The following is a 20,579-nucleotide window of genomic DNA, read 5'->3' on the forward strand; positions in this document are numbered from 1 at the left end:
CCGGCATCTCAGAAAGCTGAACACACGTGGCTTCATCCTCTCCGGTCCGTCATGCCTGGCGGGTCCTTCTCGGCCTGCTCCTCGTGACGGGCGTGCTCTTCGGCATCAACGCGCTGGGCGTCTACGTCATCAAGGTTGCCGACGGGCAAGCGGTGAGTTCGTGGTCGCCTGAGCTCGCGCTCGACCTCCAGGGCGGTACTCAAATCGTTCTGGGTGCTGAGACCGAGGACGGCGCGGCGCCGAGCGCCGAGCAGCTCGACCAGGCGGCGGCGATCATCCGGCAGCGCGTCGACGCGTCGGGTGTCGCCGAGGCCGACATCACCACCGAGGGCGGACAGAACATCGTCGTCCAGATCCCGGGCGTGGCGGACGAGCAGACGCGGGAGCGAATCCAGTCCAGTGCGCAGCTCGAATTCCGTCCGGTACTCCAGACCACCGCTGCCACTGCGACGACATTCGTCGGCGAAGACGGCATCGAGACCCCCCTCCCGTCGCCCGATCCGTCGCTCAACGCGACGCCGACGGCGCAGCCCACGGACGCGAGCGACACGGCCTGGGTGACCGAGAAGCTCGCCGCCGAGTTCGCGGCCTATGACTGCGCCAACCCGGACAACGACCCGGCCCGTGCTCCGAAGGACCAGCCGGTGATCGCCTGCTCGCCCGATGACACCCAGAAGTACCTGCTCGGTCCGGCCGAGCTCGACGGCACGGCCATCACGGACGCGACCGCCGGACGCGACCCGCAGTCGGGCGCCTGGCTCGTGCAGCTGACGATGAGCGGTGAGGGCGGCGACGCTTTCGGCGTGGTCAGCACGCGGCTGAACCAGAACCGCATCGCGGGGGCGGCGCCTCGCGACCAGTTCGCCTTCGTGCTCGACGGCGACGTGCTCAGTGCTCCGCGGATGAACGGCGTGATCCTCGACGGTCGCCCCAGCATCTCGGGCAGCTTCACGCAGGAGAGCGCGACGACGCTCGCCGATCAGCTGAAATTCGGTGCTCTGCCGCTCAGCTTCACCGTGCTGAGCTCCGACACCATCTCGGCCACGCTCGGCACGCAGCAGCTGCAGATCGGACTCATCGCGGGTCTCATCGGTCTCGCGCTCGTCGCCATCTACTCGCTGATCGTGTATCGAGCGCTCGGAACGGTGATCATCGCGTCGATCGCGGTGATGGCCGTGCTGACATACGTGATCATCTGCATCCTGGCCTGGCGCCTCGGCTTCCGCCTCTCGCTCGCGGGTGTCGCCGGCCTCATCGTGTCGATCGGATTCACTGCCGACTCGTTCATCGTCTACTTCGAACGAATACGAGATGAGCTGCGCGACGGCAAGTCCATCACCGCGGCGGTCGAAGACGGCTGGGGTCGGGCGAAGCGCACGATCTACATCTCGAAGTCGATCAACATCCTCGCGGCCGTGGTGCTCTACATCCTCGCGGACTCCACGGTGAAGGGCTTCGCGTTCACATTGGGTCTCACGACGCTCATCGACGTGTTCATCTTCGTCATCTTCACGCACCCCGTGATGCAGCTCCTGGCTCGCACGCGCTTCTTCGGCGGTGGACACAAGCTGTCAGGGCTCGATCCCGAGGCCCTCGGCGCCGTCTACCGCAGTCGGTCGCAGTTCCGCGAGGTCTCCAGCACCACCACGGGACGCGGTGCGAAGAACGCCCGCGCCCGCGGTGAGGCCGATCGTCGACAGACCATCGCCGAGCGCAAGCGCGCGGAAGCCCTCGCGGGAGGTAGACCCGCTGACGACGACAGTGCCACCAACGGAACCAAGGAGGGAGACGCCTGATGCCTTCCATGAGTGAATTCGGCAACAACCTCTACTCGGGAAAGACCTCCTTCCCGTTCGTCGGCAAGCGCCGCCTGTGGTTCATCATCGCCATCGCGCTCGTCGTCGGCTCGGCGCTCGTGCCGCTGTTCCGTCCGGTCCAGTTCTCCATCGAGTTCACCGGTGGTTCGCAGTTCACGGTGCAGGCACCCGACAGCCTCGATCAGGAGACAGCGACCGAAGCCGTGCAGTCGGTCGTCCCTGGTGCCGCCGCGAAGGTCGTGATCGTCAACGATCGCGATGTGCGCGTGCAGACCGATCAGATGAGCGCCGATGAGACGGAGCAGGTCGGTGTAGCCCTCGCCGACGCCTACGAGGTCGAAGCGGCGGAAGTGACGTCGTCGTTCATCGGCCCGGCCTGGGGCGAGAACGTCACGAAGCAGTCCCTCTGGGGGCTCGCCATCTTCTTGGCGCTGACCTTCCTCATTCTCGCGATCTACTTCCGCACCTGGAAGATGTCGGCCGCGGCGATCATCGGTCTGCTCGACGTGCTCGTCATCACGGTGGGCGTCTATGCGCTGGCGGGCTTCGAGATCTCGCCCGCCGCCGTCATCGGATTCCTGACGATCCTCTCGTACTCGCTGTACGACACCACCGTCGTGTTCGACAAGATCCGAGAGAACACGACAGAGGACGGCGAGAAGTCCGCCCGGCTGTTCGGCGAATCCGTCAACCTGGCAGTGAACCAGACGCTGGTTCGTTCCATCAACACCTCGGTCGTCGCGGCCCTCCCTGTCGGCGCGGTGCTCTTCATCGGCGCGTTCTGGCTCGGCGCCGAGTCGCTCACCGACATCTCGCTGTCGATCTTCGTCGGCATCCTCGTCGCGACGTACTCGACGCTGTTCGTCGCAGCGCCGCTGTACTCGCTGTTCCGCGAGAACGAGCCGCAGTTGAAGGAGCGAAACGCGCGCATCCGCGAGGCGCGCAGCAAGGCCTCCGTCAACGCCTGATCGTTCCCTCACCGCGGGAGCTCGTCCCGCACAGCACGCGTAAGATGAGAAGATTCGGGAGGTGAGTGGATGGCGGAGCCGCAGACGTCGTCGCAGGGTTCCAGTCTGCGACGACTGGTGCCCCGCATCTTCTCGCGCGCATCCCGGATCAACGACCTCGACAATCTGATCCGCACAGTCCGAGCCAACCACCCGCGTGGCGATTTCCCCGTCATCGAGCGCGCGTACGGCGTCGCGAAGGAGAAGCACGAGGGCCAGAAGCGCCAGAGCGGCGAACCGTACATCACGCACCCGCTCGCCGTCGCGCAGATCCTCGCCGAACTGGGCCTCGGCCCGCGGGCGATCGCGGCCGCACTTCTGCACGACACGGTCGAGGACACGGGCTACGCGCTGACCGACCTCACGGCCGAGTTCGGTGACGAGGTCGCGATGCTGGTCGACGGCGTCACCAAGCTCGACAAGGTCAAGTACGGCGAGAGCGCGCAGGCCGAGACGGTCCGGAAGATGATCGTGGCGATGTCGAAGGACATCCGCGTGCTCCTCATCAAGCTCGCCGACCGCCTGCACAACGCGCGCACCTGGGGCTTCGTGCCGCCGGAGAAGGCGGCGAAGAAGGCCAAGGAGACGCTGGAGATCTACGCGCCGCTGGCGAATCGCCTCGGTATCCAGGCGATCAAGTCCGAGCTCGAGGATCTGTCGTTCGCCGTCCTGCACCCGAAGATCTACAACGAGATCCACAGCCTCATCGCGCAGCGCACACCACAGCGGGAGAAGTACTTGGCTCAGGTCGTCGAGGAGATCGACGAGGACCTGCGCGATCTGCGCATCCGTGGCAAGGTCGTCGGGCGCCCGAAGCAGCTGTACTCGGTGTACCAGAAGATGGTCGTCCGGGGCCGCGAATTCGACGACATCTACGACCTGATCGGCATCCGGGTGCTCGTCGCCTCGGTGCGCGACTGCTACGCCGTGCTCGGCGCGATCCACGCCCGTTGGACACCGCTGCCCGGCCGGTTCAAGGACTACATCGCGACACCGAAGTTCAACCTGTACCAGTCGCTGCACACCACCGTGATCGGTCCCGCCGGCCGCACGGTCGAGATCCAGATCCGCACGCACGAGATGCACCAGCAGGCGGAGTACGGCGTCGCCGCGCACTGGATGTACAAAGAGCGGATGAACGGCGGCGGAAAGACCGAGGTCCGCGCCTCCGACACCGACATGGCCTGGCTGGCGCACATCTCCGACTGGCAGGCCGAGACCGCCGATCCCGGTGAGTTCCTCGATTCGCTGCGCTTCGAGATCGGCGCCAAAGAGGTCTACGTCTTCACGCCGAAGGGCCGCGTCATCGGTCTGCCCGCCAGCGCGACCCCCGTCGACTTCGCGTACGCCGTGCACACCGAGATCGGCCACCGCACCATGGGTGCGAAGGTCAACGGCCGCCTGGTCCCGCTCGAATCAGAGCTGAAGAGCGGCGACGTCGTCGAGGTGTTCACCTCGAAGAACCCGGATGCCGGTCCCAGCCAGGACTGGCTCGGATTCGTCGCCAGCACCCGCGCCCGCAACAAGATCCGCGGCTGGTTCACCAAGGAGCGTCGCGAAGAGGCCATCGAGCAGGGCAAGGAGGCCATCGCCCGCGCGATGCGCCGCCAGAACCTGCCTCTGCAGAAGCTGATGAGCCAGGACTCCTTCGCCGAGGTCGCCCACCAGCTCCACTACGAAGACGTCACCGCGCTGTACGCCGCCGTCGGCGAGGGGCATGTCTCCACGCAGTCCGTGCTCGAGAAGGTCACGGCGCTCGTCGCCGCGGCCGACCCGGCGACCGGGACCATCGATCTTCCCGGCAGTGTCCCGACCCGCGAACCTCGCTCCGGGGACTCCGGTGTGCTGGTGCGCGGCGCCGCTGACATCCTGGTCAAACTCGCGAAGTGCTGCACGCCGGTGCCGGGCGACCCGATCGTCGGCTTCGTGACCCGAGGCAGCGGCGTGTCCGTGCACCGCGCGGACTGCGTCAACGTGAAGGCGCTGAGCGCCGAGCAGGATCGCTTCGTCGAGGTGTCCTGGGCACCGACGACCAAGAGCGTCTTCCGCGTGCAGATCCAGGTCGAGGCGCTGGATCGCTCCGGTCTCCTCTCGGACGTGACCCGAGTTCTGAGCGAGCATCACGTCAACATCCTGTCGGCGACCGTCACGACGAACGACGAGCGTCTGGCGCTGAGCCGGTTCGTCTTCGAGATGGGCGACGCCGTGCATCTGGATCGCGTGCTCAACGCGGTGCGGAGGATCGACGCTGTCTACGACGTGTACCGCGTCACATCGTCCTGACAGCCAGGCGCTCCAGCGCTGCCGAGCCGGCTCGGCTTCCGGGCACGCGCCGCAGGGATCTCAGGGTGGTGGCGCTCTCGGCCGCCAGACCGGGGAAGGCGCGCGCGAGCTGGTCCATCCATGGCAGCACCCGCGGGTCCCGATGCAGCGCGGTGGCGAGGTCGAGCAGGGTGCGCTGCGGAGTGGACACGGCGATGTCTCCGAGGATCTGCAGATCGGATGCCGCGAGCAGCGTGTCGTGATAGACGAGCCGGCCACTGGTCCGCGGCCGAAGCCTGCGATCAACGGAGCGCTTCACATGGTGCACCGCGGGCGGGGCGTCGCCGGCGCCGTGGATCCAGGCCGCCGTGGGACCGGATGCCGCGGTGCCCGGCTGCACGAGCGAAGCCAGGGTGCTCGCCCGCGCGTCTGCGGTCTCGACGAGGTCGGCCGGGACGTAGGCCTCGCCGAGTTCCACGAGGTGTCCGTCGATCCGAGCGGCGCTCAGCTCAGCCTGACTGAGGCGCGCGCCGGGCAGATACAGGAAGGCGGGGTGCATCCGGCCAGTGTGGCGGAATGCACCCCGCGTGCGTGTGAGGTGGAACGAACTGTGGAGAACCGGGTCAGCCGCCGAGCGCGTTGAGCCAGGTGCGTCGTGCCTCGAGGGCGTCGGCCGCGGTCTTGGCGGCCTTCTTGTCGCCGGCCTTCTCGGCGGCGGCGAGTTCTGCCTCGAGCTTCTCGATGGCCTCGAGCAGCTGCGAGCTCATGTCGTTCGCACGGGCCTTGGTCTCGGGGTTGTTCTTCTTCCAGTCGACCTCTTCGCGGGCCTTCAACGCCTGCTCGATGACGCGGAGGCGGTCATCGAGAGCACGCTCCTTCTCGCGGGGGAAGACGCGCCCCAGCTCGTCCCACTGCTGCTGGATGCGCGTGAGCATCGCGCGAGCACGCTTGATGTTCGACTCGTCGGCGACGGCCTTGGCCTCTTCGAGGAGGGCTTCGCGTGCCTCGATCTTCGGGGCGGACTCGGCCTCCTCAGCCGCAGACTGCTCGGCGCGGGCGGCGTACAGAGCGTCGCCGGCTGCCTTGAAGCGCGCCCAGAGGGCGTCGTCTGCCTTGCGTCCAGCGCGTCCGGCAGCCTTCCACTCGTCGAGGAGCGTGCGGTAGGCCGGGATGCCGTCGGTGCCGCGCGGCGCGAGAGCCTCGGCGCGCTCGACCAGCCGCGTCTTGGCATCGCGGGCGAGCTTGTGCGTGTCGTCGAGCTCGGAGTAGAAGGCCCGGCGCTGCTTGTCGACGACCGCACGCGCGTCTCGGAATCGCTTCCAGAGCTGCTGCGAGATGCCCTTCGACAGGCGCGGGCCGTTCTGCTGCTGCGCCTGCCAGGCGTCGAACAGCTCGCCGAGCTCGGCGGTGACCTGCTTCCACTGCACCTTGCTGAGGTCGCGCGCGGCGATGGCCTCGGCGCGCTCGACGAGCACCGTCCGTTCGGCGATCGCCCTGTCGACGAGCTCCTTGGCCGCCTGCGCCTCCTGCTCGGTCGCCTCCGACAGCGATGCGGTGAGCGCGTTCAGTCGATCGCGGAGGCCGGCGAGGTCGCCGACGGCGGCGGCATCCGTCGCCTCGTCGATGAGGTGGCCGGCCTGCTTGGCCAGATCGCTAGCGGACGCGCCGCCGGCCTGGTGACGCTGCTCGAGCGCGTGAACCTTGAAGGCGATGTCGTCGAACTTGCGAACGAAGTAGGCGAGGGCTTCCTCGGGCGTTCCGTCCGGGTACTGGCCGACGACCCGCCAGTCGTCCCCTTCATGCACCTCGACCGTGCCGTCTTCGGAGACCCGGCCCCATTCTGCGGACGACGACGATGCTGCCGGTGCCGGAGCGACCGGGGCGACGGCGGCCGGGTTCGGCGCCTTTCGAGGCATCGGAACGGCGGGGGGTGCGGGAACGGGCGGAGTCGGCTTCGACGGCTCGGTGGCAGACACGGTGATTCTCCTTGCGCGGTAGGGCCGCGGGAGGCGGAAAGGACGAGGCTCAGCCTAGTACGCCCGCGGGTCGCCGGTGAGGTCGCGCCCTTTCTCACATCACCGTTACCGATCTGTGAGGAGATCGTTCGACGGGCGAAACATGCAGCGTCCTGTCCGGGAAACACGGCGCTCCTATCGTCGCCAACACGACACTTCCCCCGGTCGACAGGAGCCCCATGAACGACACCGCATCCACGCCGCACGAGATCCTCGTCGTCGGAGCGGGCATGGTGGCGCACCGGTTCGTGGAGAGTCTGCTCAGCCGAGCCGACGCCGACGTCCGGGTCACCGTGATCGGTGACGAGGGTCGCGGCCCTTACGACCGTGTCGGCCTGACCAGCTTCTTCGCGGGCGCGTCGCCCGACGACCTGGAACTCGACCGTTCCGTCTTCAGGGACGCTCGTGTGCGTCTCCTCTCGAACGACCGCGTGCTGCGCATCGACCGTGCGGGGCGAGCCGTGCGCACCCGCTCACGTCGGAAGTACGAGTACGACACGCTCGTCCTCGCGACCGGCTCCTACGCGGCACGGGTGGCTGTGGACGGCGCCGACCTGCCGGGCTGCTTCGTCTACAGGACGCTCGACGACGTCCAGTCGCTGCGTGACTTCGTGACTGCGCGCTCGCGCCAGCTCGGGCGCCCTCTGCGCGGCGCGGTCATCGGCGGCGGCCTGCTGGGACTGGAGGCGGCCGGTGCGCTGCAGGGACTCGACGTCGACACGACGGTCGTGCAGTACTCCGACCGGCTGATGTCGGCGCAGCTGGATCAGGCCGGCGGCGGGATGCTGAAGCGCCTGCTCGAGGCGCGCGGCATCACGGTGCGCACTCAGGCGCGCACGACGCGGCTCGACCCTGACGAGTCGGGAGCCGTGACGGCTCTCGAGTTCCAGGACGGGTCGTTCCAGCGCGCAGACGTCGTGGTCTTCACCGTGGGCGTGCGGCCCCGCGACGAGCTGGCGCGCAACGCCGAACTCGACGTGCATCCGCGCGGTGGCGTGCTCATCGACGAGCGCTGCTCGACGTCGGATCCGCACATCCTCGCGATCGGCGAGGTCGCCAACTTCGACGACCGATGCGTGGGCCTGGTGGCACCCGGCTACGCGATGGCGGAGGTCGCGGCGACCCGGCTGCTCGGCGGAGAGGCCAGCTTCCCCGGATACGACGAGTCGGCCAAGCTCAAGCTGTCCGGCGTGGATGTCGCGAGCTTCGGCGACGCTCTCGCCCGCACGCCCGACGCGCTCGACGTCGTCTACGCCGATCCGGTGGCCGGCGTCTACAAGAAGCTCGTGCTCTCCGACGATGCGCAGACGCTGCTCGGCGGCATCCTGGTCGGCGACGCCAGCGCGTACGGCTCTCTGCGGCCCCTGGTGGGTGCGAAGCTCGGTGCCGACCCGTCCGCATACCTTCTTCCGGAAGGCGGTAACGAGGCACCCGGTGGCGAGCTTCCGGACGAGGCCGTCGTCTGCTCGTGCTCCAACGTCTCCGCGGGACGGATCCGTCAGGCCGTGCACGAGGAGGGATGTCGCGATGCGGCGGCCGTCAAGGGCTGCACCAAGGCGGGCGCGACCTGCGGCTCGTGCGTGCTGATGGTGAAGAAGGTCGTCGGGCAGGAGTTGACCAAGCTCGGCCAGACCGTGTCGAATGCGCTGTGCGAGCACTTCGACATGTCGCGCCGCCAGCTGTTCGATGCCGTGCGCGTCGCCGAGCTGTCCACCTTCAGTTCGATCGTCGAGCGGTTCGGACGCGGTCGCGGGTGCGACATCTGCAAGCCGGCGATCGCCAGCATCCTGTCGGGGCTCGTGGGTGCGCACGTGCTCGACGGGGAGAACGCGACCCTGCAGGACACGAACGACCACGTGATGGCGAACATGCAGAAGGACGGCACGTACTCGGTGGTTCCCCGGATGCCGGGCGGCGAGGTGACTCCGGACGGCCTGCTCGCGATCGGCCAGATCGCGAAGGACTTCGCGCTCTACACGAAGATCACCGGCGGCCAGCGGATCGACATGTTCGGAGCCCGGCTCGAGCAGCTGCCGCTGATCTGGGAGCGCCTGGTCGACGCCGGGTTCGAGTCGGGTCACGCCTACGGCAAGTCCCTGCGCACGGTGAAGTCGTGCGTCGGCTCGACCTGGTGCCGCTACGGGGTCCTGGACGCGGTGGGCATGGCGGTGAAGCTCGAGCTGCGCTACCGCGGACTCCGCGCGCCGCACAAGCTCAAGCTCGGGGTGTCCGGATGCGCCCGTGAATGCGCCGAGGCCCGCGGCAAGGACGTCGGCGTCATCGCCACCGAGAACGGGTGGAACATGTACGTCGGCGGCAACGGCGGGTTCACGCCTCGACACGCGCAGCTGCTCGCCTCCGACCTCGACGACGACGGACTAATCCGCGCGATCGACCGCTTCTTCATGTACTACATCCGCACGGCCGATCGCCTGCAGCGCACGGCCCCGTGGTGCGAAGACCTCGAGGGCGGGCTCGACGGCCTCCGTGCGGTGATCTTCGACGACAGCCTCGGGATCTGCGACGACCTCGATGCCGCGATGTCGATCCATGTGGAGCGGTACGAGGACGAGTGGGCGGCGACCCTGCGGGATCCGCAGAAGCTCGAGCGGTTCCGCTCGTTCGTGAACGCCGCGGACACGCCGGATCCCTCGCTGGGCTACGTGGCCGAGCGCGGACAGGTCAGGCCCGCGACGGCCGAGGAGCGGCGGTCGGGTGCGATCCTGATCGCCGGCACGGCACTGGAGGTACGGCGATGACGGATCTGATCGCGGAGCAGACGATGGTGCGGGTGTGCACGGTCGCCGACCTGGAGGTGGAGCGCGGTCGCGCAGCGCTCCTGGGCGACGAGCAGGTGGCGCTGTTCCTGCTCCCGGACGGAACGGTGTACGGCGTCTCGAACCTCGACCCGTACAGCGGCGCCAACGTGATCTCGCGCGGCATCGTCGGCAGTCGCGGCGATGCTCCCACGGTCGCGTCCCCGCTGCACAAGCAGGTCTTCGATCTGCGCACGGGCGTCTGCCTCGAGACGCAGGGCAAGGCGGATGCCGCGTTGCGCGTCTGGCCGGTCGTGGTGATCGGAGATGACGTGCATGTCGACGTCTCCGCCAGCGCGACCGCAGGGGAGAGGGGCGAGTGATGTTCGGGTTCCGCCGGAGGAGGACGGCGGAATCATGGACGAGCGGCGGATCGACGCGTGTGGGGCGCGTCGATCTCGTCGGCGGTGGCCCGGGACCTGCGGATCTGATGACCCTCCGTGCGCATCGCCTGCTCGCGGAGGCCGACGTGGTGGTCGCCGATCGGCTCGGACCCGCCGACGAGGTGCGCACGCAGCTCGCGCCCCACGTCATCGTCATCGATGTCGGCAAGCGCCCCGGCCACCACCCGGTTCCGCAGGCACAGATCAACGCGTTGCTCGTGGACCACGCGCGCGCAGGAAAGCGAGTGGTCCGTCTGAAGGGCGGCGACCCCTTCGTCCTCGGCCGGGGAGGCGAGGAGGTGCTCGCGTGCGAGGCGGCGGGGATCCCCGTGTCAGTGACTCCCGGAGTGAGCAGCGCGATCTCGGTTCCGCAGGCGGCCGGCATCCCGGTGACGCATCGAGGGGTGGCATCCGCTCTTCACGTGGTGAACGGTCAGGGGCCGTTCACCGACAGCACGCTGGCATCGCTCGCCGACAGGTCGGTGACCACGGTGGTGCTGATGGGCGTCGCGGCGCTTCCGCGTCTGGTCGAGGCCGCGCTCCATCACGGCATCCCCGCCGACCGCCCGGTCGCGATCGTCGAGAACGGGCATACGGCGCGGCAGCGGACCGTGCGGAGCACCCTCGGCGCCATCGTGGCTGACGCGAGCGACGCGGAGGTGACCAATCCCGCCGTGATCGTGATCGGCGACGTCGCCCGCGCCGGCCTCCTCCTGCCGACATCGCACCAGTTCGCGGAGAGCTCCGCGTGACGAACACACCCACGCTCGACTCCGCCCTCGCGGGCTGCACGATCATCGTCGCTGCCGACCGCCGCTCGGTCGATCTCGCCACCGCGCTCGAACGGCGAGGCGCGCAGGTGCATCGCGCACCGGCGTTGAGCATCGTCGCCAACGCCGACGACGTCGAGCTGATGCGCCGGACCGAACAGCTCATCGCCGCACCGCCGGACATCGTCGTCGTCACCACCGGCGTCGGATTCCGGGGATGGATGGACGCCGCGCACGAGCACGGTCTCGACGAGGGCATCGTGGCCGCTCTGCGCGGCGCGCACTTCGTCGCCCGCGGCCCCAAGGCCCATGGCGCGATCCAGCAGGCCGGCTTCGCCGCCGACTGGGTCGCGGAGTCGGAGACGTCGGCCGAGGTCGGGGAGTACCTGCTCGCTTCCGGGATCTCCGGGAAGCGGATCGTGGTGCAGCACCATGGCGCAGGCTCCGACGGGCTCGACGAGCTTCTGGCCGAGGCGGGCGCGGAGGTCGTGAGCGTGACCGTCTATCGCTGGGGTCCGCCCCCGGACCCCGAGGTCGTCCGCCGGTCCGCCCGGCAGGCGGGGGCAGGCGAAGCGGACGCCGTGTTGTTCACCTCGGCCCCGGGCGCGGCATCCTGGCTCGCCGTCGCGGAGGAAGCCGGAGTGCTCGACGACATCCGTCGTCGTGCGGCGGCCGGAAGGCTGCTCCTCGCGGCCGTCGGGCCCATCACGGCCGGCCCGCTCGTGGCGGCCGGTCTGCCGACGACGATCGCCGACCGCGGACGCCTCGGCTCTCTCGCGCGCTGCGTGATCGCGCACTTCGGCGGAGGTCGCGCGCCGTCGGTGGAGACGGATGCCGGACGACTCGAGGTGCGCAGCGGCGGCGTGCTGCTCGATGCGCGCTTCCTGCCGTTGTCGCGCACTGCAGCGGGACTCATCGAGGCGCTCTTCATGGCCGGAGGACGCGTACTCTCGCGAGCAGAGATCGCCCGGGTGCTACCGGGCGGGGACCGCAACGGTCACGCGGTCGAGGTCGCCGTGGCGCGGCTGCGGGAGTCGCTGTGCGGCGCGGAGCTCGTGCAGACCGTGGTCAAGCGCGGATACCGCCTCGCCGTTTTGGAGTACTGACGAAGCGGCGCGCTACTCCGCGGCGGGAGTGTCGGAGGGGATGGGCATCGGCGTCTCGGTCGGTGCCTCGGAAGGTGAGGTCGAGGGCTCGACGGTCGGCGTCGGCGTGGGCTCCGGTGCGGTGACCTGGGCGTGCACGACCTGACTGCCGATGGCGGCGAGCACGATCAGGGAGCCGACGACCGCTGCCACGACGTTGTCACGAGTTCGGCGGCGGATCTGCCCCTGGTGCCAGATCGTGCGCGCGGTGTGCAGGCGTGTGCGGCGTTCAGCCTGAACGCGCTCCTGCCTCGTGCTCCTCGAACCGCGTGCGGCCATGCCTCGATCTCCCATCCCTGCCACTGTGCGCGACGTCGCCTCAGAGCCTACCGTCGGCGGACCGCGGCGTTGAGCGGGGACTGAGTGTCGGGACCCGCCAGTAGCCTGGAACGATGACGTCTCCTGCCGCGCTGCTCTCCGGGCAGACGCCCCTCGCCGTGCGCATGCGCCCCATCTCGCTCGACGAGGTCGCGGGACAACGGCATCTGCTTCGCGCGGGATCACCCATCGTCGCGCTGGCCGACCCGGATGCGACGTCGCCCGGCGGGGTCTCGATGATCCTGTGGGGGCCGCCCGGCACCGGGAAGACCACACTGGCGCAGGCCATCGCGCGCTCCTCCGGACGCCGGTTCGTCGAGCTCTCCGCGGTCACCGCAGGGGTGAAAGACGTACGCGAGGTGATGCAGGAGGCGATCACCCAGCGAGACCTCTACGGGCAGACGACGATCCTCTTCCTCGATGAGATCCACCGGTTCACCAAGGCGCAGCAGGATGCGCTGCTCCCGGGTGTCGAGAACGGCTGGGTGATCCTGATCGCCGCGACGACCGAGAACCCTTCCTTCTCGGTGATCTCCCCGCTGCTGTCGCGGTCTCTGCTGCTCACTCTGCAGCTGCTCACCGACGATGACATCGGCGTGCTGATCGACCGGGCGGTGACGGATGCCCGCGGTCTCAACAGTTCCGTCGTGCTGAGCGACGAGGCGCGCGTCGCGCTCATCCGACTCTCCTCCGGAGACGCGCGCCGAGCGCTCACCGCCCTCGAGGCGGCGGCCGCCGTCGCCGTCTCGCACTCCACCGAGGCGAAAGCCGGCGGGAAGAAGAAGAATAAGGATGCCGGCGAGGCCGCCGTGCCGACCGTCTCCGCCGACGACGTCTCTCAGGCCGTCGACAAGGCGCTGCTGCGCTACGACCGTCAGGGCGACGAGCACTACGACGTCATCAGCGCGTTCATCAAGTCGATCAGGGGGTCCGACCCCGACGCGGCACTGCACTACCTCGCGCGCATGATCGAAGCGGGGGAGGACCCCCGCTTCATCGCCCGCCGGCTGGTGATCTCGGCATCCGAGGATGTCGGGCTCGCCGACCCGCAGGGTCTCGTGATCGCGGTCGCCGCCGCCGACGCCGTGGCCTTCATCGGGATGCCGGAGGGGCGGATCCCGCTCGCCGAGGCCACGGTGTACCTCGCCACGACCGCGAAGTCCAACGCCGCCTACGTCGGTATCGATGCCGCGATCGCCGACATCCGCAAGGGCGGCTTCGGGCGTGTGCCCCTGCACCTGCGCGACGCGCATTACCCGGGCGCCAAGCGGCTCGGGCACGGCAAGGGCTACGTCTACTCGCACGACAGCGAGTACGGCATCGTGCCGCAGCAGTATCTGCCGGACGAGCTCGACGGTCGGCGTTACTACGAACCGAAGTCGCTCGGGGCGGAGCGTGACGTGGCCGCGCGGCTCGAGCGGATCCGCCGCATCCTGGGTGATCGTTGACGCATCCGGCGATCTGTTAGACTTGAGCGGCTCGAAACCGAGTTTTCGGGCATCTCCTCGTTCACACCCCACCTTCACGGCGCCCCGGCGTGCGCCCTCAGGCAGAACGCGGACGATACGTCCGTGAGTCGTGAAAGACGCGACCACGTCATCGGAAGGAAAACTTCGTGACCACGAAGTCCCAGGACCGCCGCAAGGTCCGGCTCAGCCGTGCCCTCGGCATCCCGCTCACCCCGAAGGCCGCCCGCTACCTCGAGAAGCGTCCCTACGCTCCGGGTGAGCACGGCCGCACGAAGCGCAAGGCAGACAGCGACTACGCCGTCCGTCTGCGTGAGAAGCAGCGTCTGCGCGAGCAGTACGGCATCCGCGAGAAGCAGATGCGCAACACGTTCAACGAGGCACGTCGTCAGGACGGCCTGACCGGTGAGAACCTGGTCGAGCTCCTCGAGATGCGTCTCGACGCGCTCGTCGTGCGTTCGGGCTTCGCCCGCACCACCGCACAGGCTCGCCAGCTCGTCGTGCACCGTCACATCCTCGTCGACGGCCAGCTCGTCGACCGCCCGTCGTTCCGCGTGAAGCCGGGCCAGCTCATCCACGTCAAGCCCAAGAGCGAGGGCACCGAGCCCTTCCAGGTGGCAGCAGCCGGCGGTCACGCCGAGGTGCTTCCCCCGGTTCCGGGCTACCTCGAGGTCGAGCTCGACAAGCTCCAGGCGCGTCTGCTCCGTCGTCCGAAGCGCGCCGAGGTCCCCGTGACCTGTGAAGTGCAGCTCGTCGTCGAGTACTACGCAGCTCGCTGATCCAGCGTTCCAGCGAATCGCAGAAGGCGTCGGGGTGACCCGACGCCTTCTGTCGTTTCGGCCTACGATGGAGAGACCGCGCCTTCGCGGACAAGGTCAAGGATGGTGACATGAAGAACATGCGGTGGTTCCTGATCGGCCTGATCGGCGGCTTCGTCGTGGCTCATTTCATGGACAAGGACCCGCGTGGTCACGACATCCTCGCCGAGGTGGACGCCCGGATCAACGGGTTCACCGCAGCCCTCGGCGACGCCTACCGCGAGCAGGAGGCACGGCTCACGGAGCCGGGCGACAACTGAACCAACGCCGCGCCCCGGTGCGGCATCCTCACGCAAGGACACCCGGCACTCTATGAAAACTGCGGAGATCGCGCAGCGTTACCTCGACTTCTTCGAGAAGAACGACCATGTCATCGTCCCGTCGGCCTCTCTGGTCAGCGACGATCCCACCCTTCTGTTCACGGTCGCCGGCATGGTTCCGATGATCCCGTACCTCACGGGCGTCGTCCCCGCTCCGCATCCTCGTCTCGCGGACCTGCAGAAGTGCATCCGCACGAACGACATCGAGGAAGTCGGCCGGACGGCACGCCACGGCACGTTCTTCCAGATGCTCGGCAACTGGTCCTTCGGTGACTACTTCAAAGAGGGAGCCATCCGCTACGCGTGGGAGCTGCTGACCAGCTCGGAGAGCGACGGCGGTCTGGGCTTCGACGAGAGAGACCTCTGGGTCACCGTCTACGAGACGGACGACGAGGCCGAAGCCATCTGGCGCGACATCATCGGGCTGAAGCCCGAGCGCATCCAGCGCCTGGGACGTGCGGACAACTACTGGAACACCGGCCAGCCGGGTCCGGGCGGCCCGGATTCTGAGATCTTCTTCGACCGCGGCCCGGCCTACGGCAAGGATGGCGGCCCCGCCGCCGACGACTCGCGGTTCCTGGAGATCTGGAACCTCGTGTTCATGCAGGACTTCATCGAGAACATCCGAGGCAAGACCGAGTTCGACATCGTCGGAGAGCTGCCGCAGAAGAACATCGACACGGGCATGGGGCTCGAGCGCGTCGCGTTCCTCAAGCAGGGCGTCGACAACATGTACGAGAGCGATCAGGTGCGCCCGGTCCTCGACCGCGCCGTCGAGCTCTCCGGTCGCCGCTACGGCGCCTCGCATGAGGACGACGTGCGCTTCCGTGTCATCGCGGATCACGTGCGCTCCTCGCTCATGCTGCTCTCCGACGGCGTGCGTCCCTCGAACGAGGGGCGAGGCTACATCCTGCGCCGCCTGATGCGCCGCACGGTGCGCTCCATGCGCCTCCTCGGCGTGGATGAGCCCGTGTTCGCCGAGCTCTTCGCCACGTCGCGCGACGCGATGAAGTCCGCCTACCCGGTGCTCGAGAAGGACTGGTCGACGCTGTCGGCCTCGGCGATGGCGGAGGAGGAGACCTTCCGTCGCACGCTCGCGTCCGGTTCCACCATCCTCGATCTGGCTCTCGACCAGACGAAGCAGGGCGGAGGGATGACGCTCAGCGGCCCGGAGGCCTTCCTCCTGCACGACACCTATGGCTTCCCGATCGACCTGACGCTCGAGGTGGCGGAAGAGGCCGGCCTCGACGTCGACCGCGCGGCCTTCGACTCGCTCATGCAGGAGCAGCGCCAGCGAGCCAAGGCCGACGCGCGCAACCGCAAGCGTCAGCTCGCCGATGTCTCCGTCTATCGCGACCTGCGCTCGCTCGGGGAAACCGGCTTCGACGGCTACACGGCCCTCGAAGTCGAGTCCCGCGTCCTCGGCATCCTCGTCGATGGCGCCGTCGTGCGCAGCGCATCCGAGGGACAGATCGCCGAGGTCGTCCTCGCCGAGACCACTCTCTACGCGGAGTCGGGCGGTCAGGTCGCCGACAAGGGGACGATCGTCGGCCCGGGCTTCGAGCTCGAGGTGCTCGATGTGCAGCGCCCCGTACCGGGACTGATCAGTCACACCGTCGAGGTCACGCGCGGCACGGTCGCTGTGGACGATGCGGCGACCACCGTCGTGGACGCCGCGAACCGCCGAGCGGCCCGTCAGGCGCACTCTGCCACGCACCTCGTGCACGCGGCACTCCGCGACACCCTCGGCCCGACGGCCACGCAGGCCGGTTCCCTCAACCGCGCCGGCTACATGCGCTTCGACTTCTCCTGGTCGCAGGCACTCTCCGGCGAGACGCGTTCCGAGATCGAGGAGATCGCGAACCGTGCCGTGCAGGACGCCCTCGAAGTGACCACGCGCATCGTTTCGCTCGACGAGGCGAAGGAAGCCGGGGCCATGGCGCTCTTCGGCGAGAAGTACGGCGACGTCGTGCGAATGGTCGACATCGGGGGCCCCTGGTCTCGCGAGCTGTGCGCCGGAACCCACGTCGGCACGAGCGCCGAGATCGGGCTGGTCAGCGTCGTCGGAGAGTCGTCGGTCGGAGCATCCAACCGGCGGATCGAGGCGCTCGTCGGCGCGGATGCGTTCCGCGAGCTCGCGGCGGAGCGTGCGCTCGTCTCGCAGCTCACTGCGTCGTTGAAGACCCCACGGGAGCAGCTGCCCGAGCGGATCGCCGATCTCGCGGCGAGCCTCAAGGCCGCGGAGAAGCGCATCGCGCAGTTCGAGGCCAAAGAGCGTGCCGGTCAGGTTCCGGCTGTCGCGGATGCCGCGCAACGTGTCGGAGCCTTCCACCTCGCCGCGCAGTCACTGGGCGACGTGGCATCCGCCGACGATGTGCGCGAACTCGTGATCGGCGTGCGCGACCGTCTCGGGTCCGAGGCATCGGTCGTCGCACTCGGCGCCATCGTCAACGGTCGGCCCGTCGTGGTGGTCGCGACCAACGACGCCGCCCGCAGGGCGGGCGCGAAGGCCGGCGTGCTCGCCAAGCGCGCCGCGGGCGTGCTCGGCGGCGGTGGCGGCGGACGTGATGACGTGGCCCAGGGCGGCGGCACGAACTCCTCGGCGCTGCCTGCGGCGCTGGAGTCCATCGCCCAGGAGCTGCGCGCAGCGTGAGCGGGTTCCGCCGCGGGGTGCGCCTCGGCATCGACGTCGGTCGAGCCCGTGTCGGAGTGGCGCGATGCGACCCGGACGGGATGCTGGCGGTTCCCGTGGAGACGGTTCCGCGCGGAGAATCGTCGATCGACCGCATCCTGGAGATCGCGGGAGACCTCGACCTCCTCGAGTTCGTCGTCGGGCTTCCGGTGAACATGCGTGGAGACGACACCGCGTCGACGACGGACGCGCGCGAGTTCGCGGCGACTCTGCAGCAGCGCAGCGGCGTGCCCGTACGGCTGGTGGACGAGCGTCTCAGCACCGTCAGCGCCCACGCGGCACTGCGTTCCTCCGGGCGCTCACAGAAGAAGTCTCGTAGCATTGTGGATCAGGTCGCCGCCGTTGTGCTTCTGCAGCAGGCGATCGACACGGAGAAGAGCACCGGAAACCCGGCCGGTGCCATCATCCCGGTTGACGAGGAGCCCGCCTGAACATGTCCGAACGTGAGAGTGCTTCCCCTCAGCACGATCCGGACGCCCGCCTGGGCGACCTGTTCGAGAACCTTCCCACCCCGACGCGTCAGATCCCGACCGTCGACAACAGCGCGCCGACGCCGGGATCCCGCCGCGCGGCCCGTGAGGCGGCCGGTCAGCCCTCGGGACCGCTGGATCCGGCCCAGACGGACTCATCGGATGCAGCGTCGGAAGACGGCGAGCCGACACGGCGCGAGCATGGCGGGGCAGAGGCCCTCTTCGCCGTCGATGACGCCGTTCCCGCTGCCGCTTCTGCGCCGGCGACGGCGACGGCGACCGCATCCTCGGCATCCGATCCTGCGCCCCCTTTGGGCGGCGGACTGGACGATCTCTTCGCTGCACCCGACGATCACGTCGTCGCCAAGGGCCCCAAGAAGAAGCGGCGCAAGGGCTGTCTGATCGCCCTGATCATCGTGCTCGTGATCTTCGGCGGTATCGCCGCCGGGGGTCTCTGGGTCTGGAACACCTACGGCGACAAGATCAGCGAGGCGATGGGCTGGGGTGCGCCGAAGGATTGGGAGGCCGGCATCGCGACCGGCGAGACCCTCGTCACGATCAAGGAGGGTGACACCGGCGGACCGGTGTCGACGGCTCTCTTCGAGGCCGGGGTGACCCGGAGCGAGGACGTGTTCTACGACTACCTCGTCGGCGAGAACCTCGCGGTGACCTTCTACCCCGGTGTCTATCGATTGCAGGAGAAGATGACGGCGGAGGCCGCCCTCGCGGCGCTCGAGGACGATGCGAACAAGCTCGAGAACGCCGTGTCCGTCACCGAGGGCGGAACGATCGAGTCCTCCCTCCCGGGCATGGCGGAGACCCTGGGCCTTCCGCTCGCAGACTTCGAGGCGGCGGTCGCGGACCCGTCGGTGTACGGTGTCACCGCGCAGAGCCTCGAGGGGTGGCTGTTCCCGGCGGTGTACACGTTCGATCCGGAGGTGACCGCCGCGCAGGTCATCCAGCGGATGGTCGATCGCACCCGAGAAGCGCTCGCGGAGGCCGGCGTCCCCGAAGCAGACGGCCAGCGCGTGCTGACCATCGCCTCGATCATCCAGCGCGAGGGACGTCTCGACGACTTCGCCAAGGTCTCGCGCGTGATTCAGAACCGTCTCGATATCGACATGCTGCTGCAGATGGACTCGACGGCGCAGTACGGCTACGGCTCGCTCCACGAAGGAGTCGTGTCGAGCTCGGCCGAGGCTCTCGCGGAGGACAACCCCTGGAACACGTACGTCAACACAGGACTCCCGGTCACCCCGATCGCGAGCCCGAGCTACGCGGCGATCGACGCGGCGATGAACCCGGCCGACGGCCCATGGATCTACTTCGTCACGATCAATCTGGCCACGGGGGAGACCCAGTTCTCCGAGACCCTGGCCGAGCACGAGCAGGGAGTGGAGAAGTGGCGGGAATGGTGCCGCGCCAATCCCGACGGCGGCTGCTGAGACAGTGACCGTCACCCGTCTGGCCGTCTGGGGAGACCCGATCGCGCACTCGAAGTCCCCGGACCTGCACGCGGCCGCGTACCGCGTGCTCGGCCTCGACTGGGAGTACGGGCGTCGACAGGTCACGGCGAGCGGCTTCGCTCCGGCGCTGAGCGGGCTCGACTCGAGCTGGCGGGGCCTCTCCTTGACGATGCCGTTGAAGGAGGCGGCATTCCGCGCATCGACGAGGCGTGATGCGCACGCCGAGCTGACGGGCGCGGTCAACACGCTTCTGCTCGGCGAGATCATCGCGGGATTCAACACGGATGTCGGCGGGATCATCGATGCGTTGCGCGAAGCCGGCATCGCCGAGGTGGGCAGCGTCCGCATCCTCGGTGCGGGCGCCACGGCGGCATCCGCTCTCGTCGCGGCGACCGAAATCGGAGCAGAGCGGATCGAGGTGGCGGCCCGCAGGCCCGATCGCGCCGCGGGACTCGTCGCGCTGGGCGCGCATGCGGGCGTGCGCGTCGACGCGCGGCCGCTCGGAGAGCCTGCCCTCGCTGCCGAGCTGACGATCGCGACGCTCCCGAGCGGAACCGCGCTTCCGCCGGAGACGGCTGCGCTGCTGTCCGCCCGCGGCGGCACGCTCTTCGATGCGGCCTATGCCCCCTGGCCCTCGGCACTCGCTGTCGCCTGGGGCGAAGGCACCGTCGTCTCCGGGCTCGGGATGCTGCTCCATCAGGCGGTGCGACAGATCAGGATCTTCCGTCACGGCGACCCGCTCGTCCCGCTGGCGGATGAGGCCGAGGTCCTAGCGGCCATGCGCGCCGCACTCTGAACCACTCGTACTCTGAAC

At 68.8% G+C, this 20,579-nt stretch carries 17 protein-coding genes; 14 read left to right on the plus strand and 3 right to left on the minus strand.

The annotated features are described in order from the left end of the window. The first annotated feature begins 26 nt into the window (after window positions 1–26). The 3 genes from secD (at window position 27) to RS85_RS07330 (ending at window position 5,107) form a co-directional block, all read left to right on the plus strand. A complete protein-coding gene (secD, locus tag RS85_RS07320) occupies window positions 27–1,796 on the plus strand; it encodes a protein translocase subunit SecD (RefSeq protein WP_046012775.1) in 1,770 nt (589 codons plus the stop codon). Beyond that, window positions 1,796–2,785, plus strand: a complete 990-nt coding sequence (gene secF / locus RS85_RS07325; RefSeq protein ID WP_046012776.1) for a protein translocase subunit SecF — start codon at window positions 1,796–1,798, stop codon at window positions 2,783–2,785. Before secD ends, secF begins: the two co-directional genes overlap by 1 nt. Window positions 2,786–2,854: 69 nt before the next feature. Then, a complete protein-coding gene (locus RS85_RS07330; RefSeq protein WP_046012777.1) occupies window positions 2,855–5,107 on the plus strand; it encodes a RelA/SpoT family protein in 2,253 nt (750 codons plus the stop codon). Here the strand turns inward: RS85_RS07330 and RS85_RS07335 are convergent. Together RS85_RS07335 and RS85_RS07340 are read right to left on the minus strand one after the other, a co-directional pair. Continuing rightward, window positions 5,094–5,645, minus strand: a complete 552-nt coding sequence (locus RS85_RS07335; RefSeq protein WP_052703472.1) for a type IV toxin-antitoxin system AbiEi family antitoxin — start codon at window positions 5,643–5,645, stop codon at window positions 5,094–5,096. The genes RS85_RS07330 and RS85_RS07335 overlap by 14 nt on opposite strands. Window positions 5,646–5,709: 64 nt before the next feature. Continuing rightward, entirely contained in the window at window positions 5,710–7,062 is a 1,353-nt protein-coding gene (locus tag RS85_RS07340; protein ID WP_200894799.1) for a DUF349 domain-containing protein, read from the minus strand. A gap of 218 nt (window positions 7,063–7,280) precedes the next feature. On the opposite strand from RS85_RS07340, the gene nirB reads away from it, so the two are divergent. Genes nirB through RS85_RS07360 form a run of 4 tightly spaced genes read left to right on the plus strand, consistent with a single transcriptional unit; the run spans window position 7,281 to window position 12,176 of the window. Continuing rightward, window positions 7,281–9,860, plus strand: coding sequence for a nitrite reductase large subunit NirB (gene nirB, locus RS85_RS07345; protein ID WP_200894800.1), 2,580 nt, complete (start codon window positions 7,281–7,283; stop codon window positions 9,858–9,860). Next, complete coding sequence (gene nirD / locus RS85_RS07350; protein WP_046012778.1) at window positions 9,857–10,240, plus strand: nitrite reductase small subunit NirD; 384 nt, start codon at window positions 9,857–9,859, stop codon at window positions 10,238–10,240. The genes nirB and nirD overlap by 4 nt, the downstream gene beginning before the upstream one ends. Further along, on the plus strand, window positions 10,240–11,052 hold the full coding sequence (gene cobA, locus RS85_RS07355; RefSeq protein ID WP_082087529.1) for a uroporphyrinogen-III C-methyltransferase: 813 nt from the start codon (window positions 10,240–10,242) through the stop codon (window positions 11,050–11,052). Before nirD ends, cobA begins: the two co-directional genes overlap by 1 nt. Then, the gene (locus tag RS85_RS07360; RefSeq protein ID WP_046012779.1) at window positions 11,049–12,176 is read left to right on the plus strand and encodes a uroporphyrinogen-III synthase; all 1,128 of its coding nucleotides are present in this window, start codon (window positions 11,049–11,051) and stop codon (window positions 12,174–12,176) included. The genes cobA and RS85_RS07360 overlap by 4 nt, the downstream gene beginning before the upstream one ends. 12 nt (window positions 12,177–12,188) lie before the next feature. Here the strand turns inward: RS85_RS07360 and RS85_RS07365 are convergent, their stop codons facing one another. Next, on the minus strand, window positions 12,189–12,494 hold the full coding sequence (locus RS85_RS07365; protein WP_046012780.1) for a hypothetical protein: 306 nt from the start codon (window positions 12,492–12,494) through the stop codon (window positions 12,189–12,191). Between the two features lie 113 nt (window positions 12,495–12,607). On the opposite strand from RS85_RS07365, the gene RS85_RS07370 reads away from it, so the two are divergent. From RS85_RS07370 to RS85_RS07400, 7 genes are all read left to right on the plus strand, one after another. After that, complete coding sequence (locus RS85_RS07370) at window positions 12,608–13,981, plus strand: replication-associated recombination protein A (protein WP_082087530.1); 1,374 nt, start codon at window positions 12,608–12,610, stop codon at window positions 13,979–13,981. 167 nt (window positions 13,982–14,148) lie between these two features. After that, window positions 14,149–14,778, plus strand: a complete 630-nt coding sequence (gene rpsD, locus RS85_RS07375; RefSeq protein WP_046012781.1) for a 30S ribosomal protein S4 — start codon at window positions 14,149–14,151, stop codon at window positions 14,776–14,778. A 110-nt stretch (window positions 14,779–14,888) separates the two neighbouring features. Beyond that, window positions 14,889–15,077: a hypothetical protein gene (locus tag RS85_RS07380; RefSeq protein ID WP_046012782.1), complete on the plus strand. Its 189-nt coding sequence runs from the start codon at window positions 14,889–14,891 to the stop codon at window positions 15,075–15,077. Window positions 15,078–15,129: 52 nt separating this feature from the next. Continuing rightward, complete coding sequence (alaS, locus tag RS85_RS07385) at window positions 15,130–17,790, plus strand: alanine--tRNA ligase (protein ID WP_046012783.1); 2,661 nt, start codon at window positions 15,130–15,132, stop codon at window positions 17,788–17,790. Continuing rightward, window positions 17,787–18,260 carry a Holliday junction resolvase RuvX gene (ruvX, locus tag RS85_RS07390; RefSeq protein ID WP_046012784.1) on the plus strand — a complete coding sequence of 158 codons (474 nt, stop codon included), beginning with the start codon at window positions 17,787–17,789 and terminating at the stop codon, window positions 18,258–18,260. The genes alaS and ruvX overlap by 4 nt, the downstream gene beginning before the upstream one ends. A gap of 2 nt (window positions 18,261–18,262) precedes the next feature. Then, window positions 18,263–19,744, plus strand: a complete 1,482-nt coding sequence (gene mltG / locus RS85_RS07395) for an endolytic transglycosylase MltG (RefSeq protein WP_046012785.1) — start codon at window positions 18,263–18,265, stop codon at window positions 19,742–19,744. A gap of 4 nt (window positions 19,745–19,748) precedes the next feature. Further along, window positions 19,749–20,561 (plus strand): shikimate dehydrogenase, encoded by an 813-nt coding sequence (locus RS85_RS07400; RefSeq protein ID WP_235282368.1) that lies wholly within the window; start codon window positions 19,749–19,751, stop codon window positions 20,559–20,561. Window positions 20,562–20,579: the final 18 nt, after the last annotated feature.

This window comes from Microbacterium sp. SA39, assembly GCF_000967865.1.
Lineage (GTDB): Bacteria > Actinomycetota > Actinomycetes > Actinomycetales > Microbacteriaceae > Microbacterium.

What these genes read in the sequence shown, in the direction of transcription:
- secF (WP_046012776.1), top strand. Translation starts at nt 1,796, where the DNA reads ATGCCTTCCATGAGTGAATTCGGCAACAACCTCTACTCGGGAAAGACC.
- RS85_RS07330 (WP_046012777.1), top strand. Translation starts at nt 2,855, where the DNA reads ATGGCGGAGCCGCAGACGTCGTCGCAGGGTTCCAGTCTGCGACGACTG.
- RS85_RS07335 (WP_052703472.1), bottom strand. Translation starts at nt 5,645, where the DNA reads ATGCACCCCGCCTTCCTGTATCTGCCCGGCGCGCGCCTCAGTCAGGCT.
- nirB (WP_200894800.1), top strand. Translation starts at nt 7,281, where the DNA reads ATGAACGACACCGCATCCACGCCGCACGAGATCCTCGTCGTCGGAGCG.
- nirD (WP_046012778.1), top strand. Translation starts at nt 9,857, where the DNA reads ATGACGGATCTGATCGCGGAGCAGACGATGGTGCGGGTGTGCACGGTC.
- cobA (WP_082087529.1), top strand. Translation starts at nt 10,240, where the DNA reads ATGTTCGGGTTCCGCCGGAGGAGGACGGCGGAATCATGGACGAGCGGC.
- RS85_RS07365 (WP_046012780.1), bottom strand. Translation starts at nt 12,494, where the DNA reads ATGGCCGCACGCGGTTCGAGGAGCACGAGGCAGGAGCGCGTTCAGGCT.
- RS85_RS07370 (WP_082087530.1), top strand. Translation starts at nt 12,608, where the DNA reads ATGACGTCTCCTGCCGCGCTGCTCTCCGGGCAGACGCCCCTCGCCGTG.
- RS85_RS07380 (WP_046012782.1), top strand. Translation starts at nt 14,889, where the DNA reads ATGAAGAACATGCGGTGGTTCCTGATCGGCCTGATCGGCGGCTTCGTC.
- alaS (WP_046012783.1), top strand. Translation starts at nt 15,130, where the DNA reads ATGAAAACTGCGGAGATCGCGCAGCGTTACCTCGACTTCTTCGAGAAG.
- mltG (WP_046012785.1), top strand. Translation starts at nt 18,263, where the DNA reads ATGTCCGAACGTGAGAGTGCTTCCCCTCAGCACGATCCGGACGCCCGC.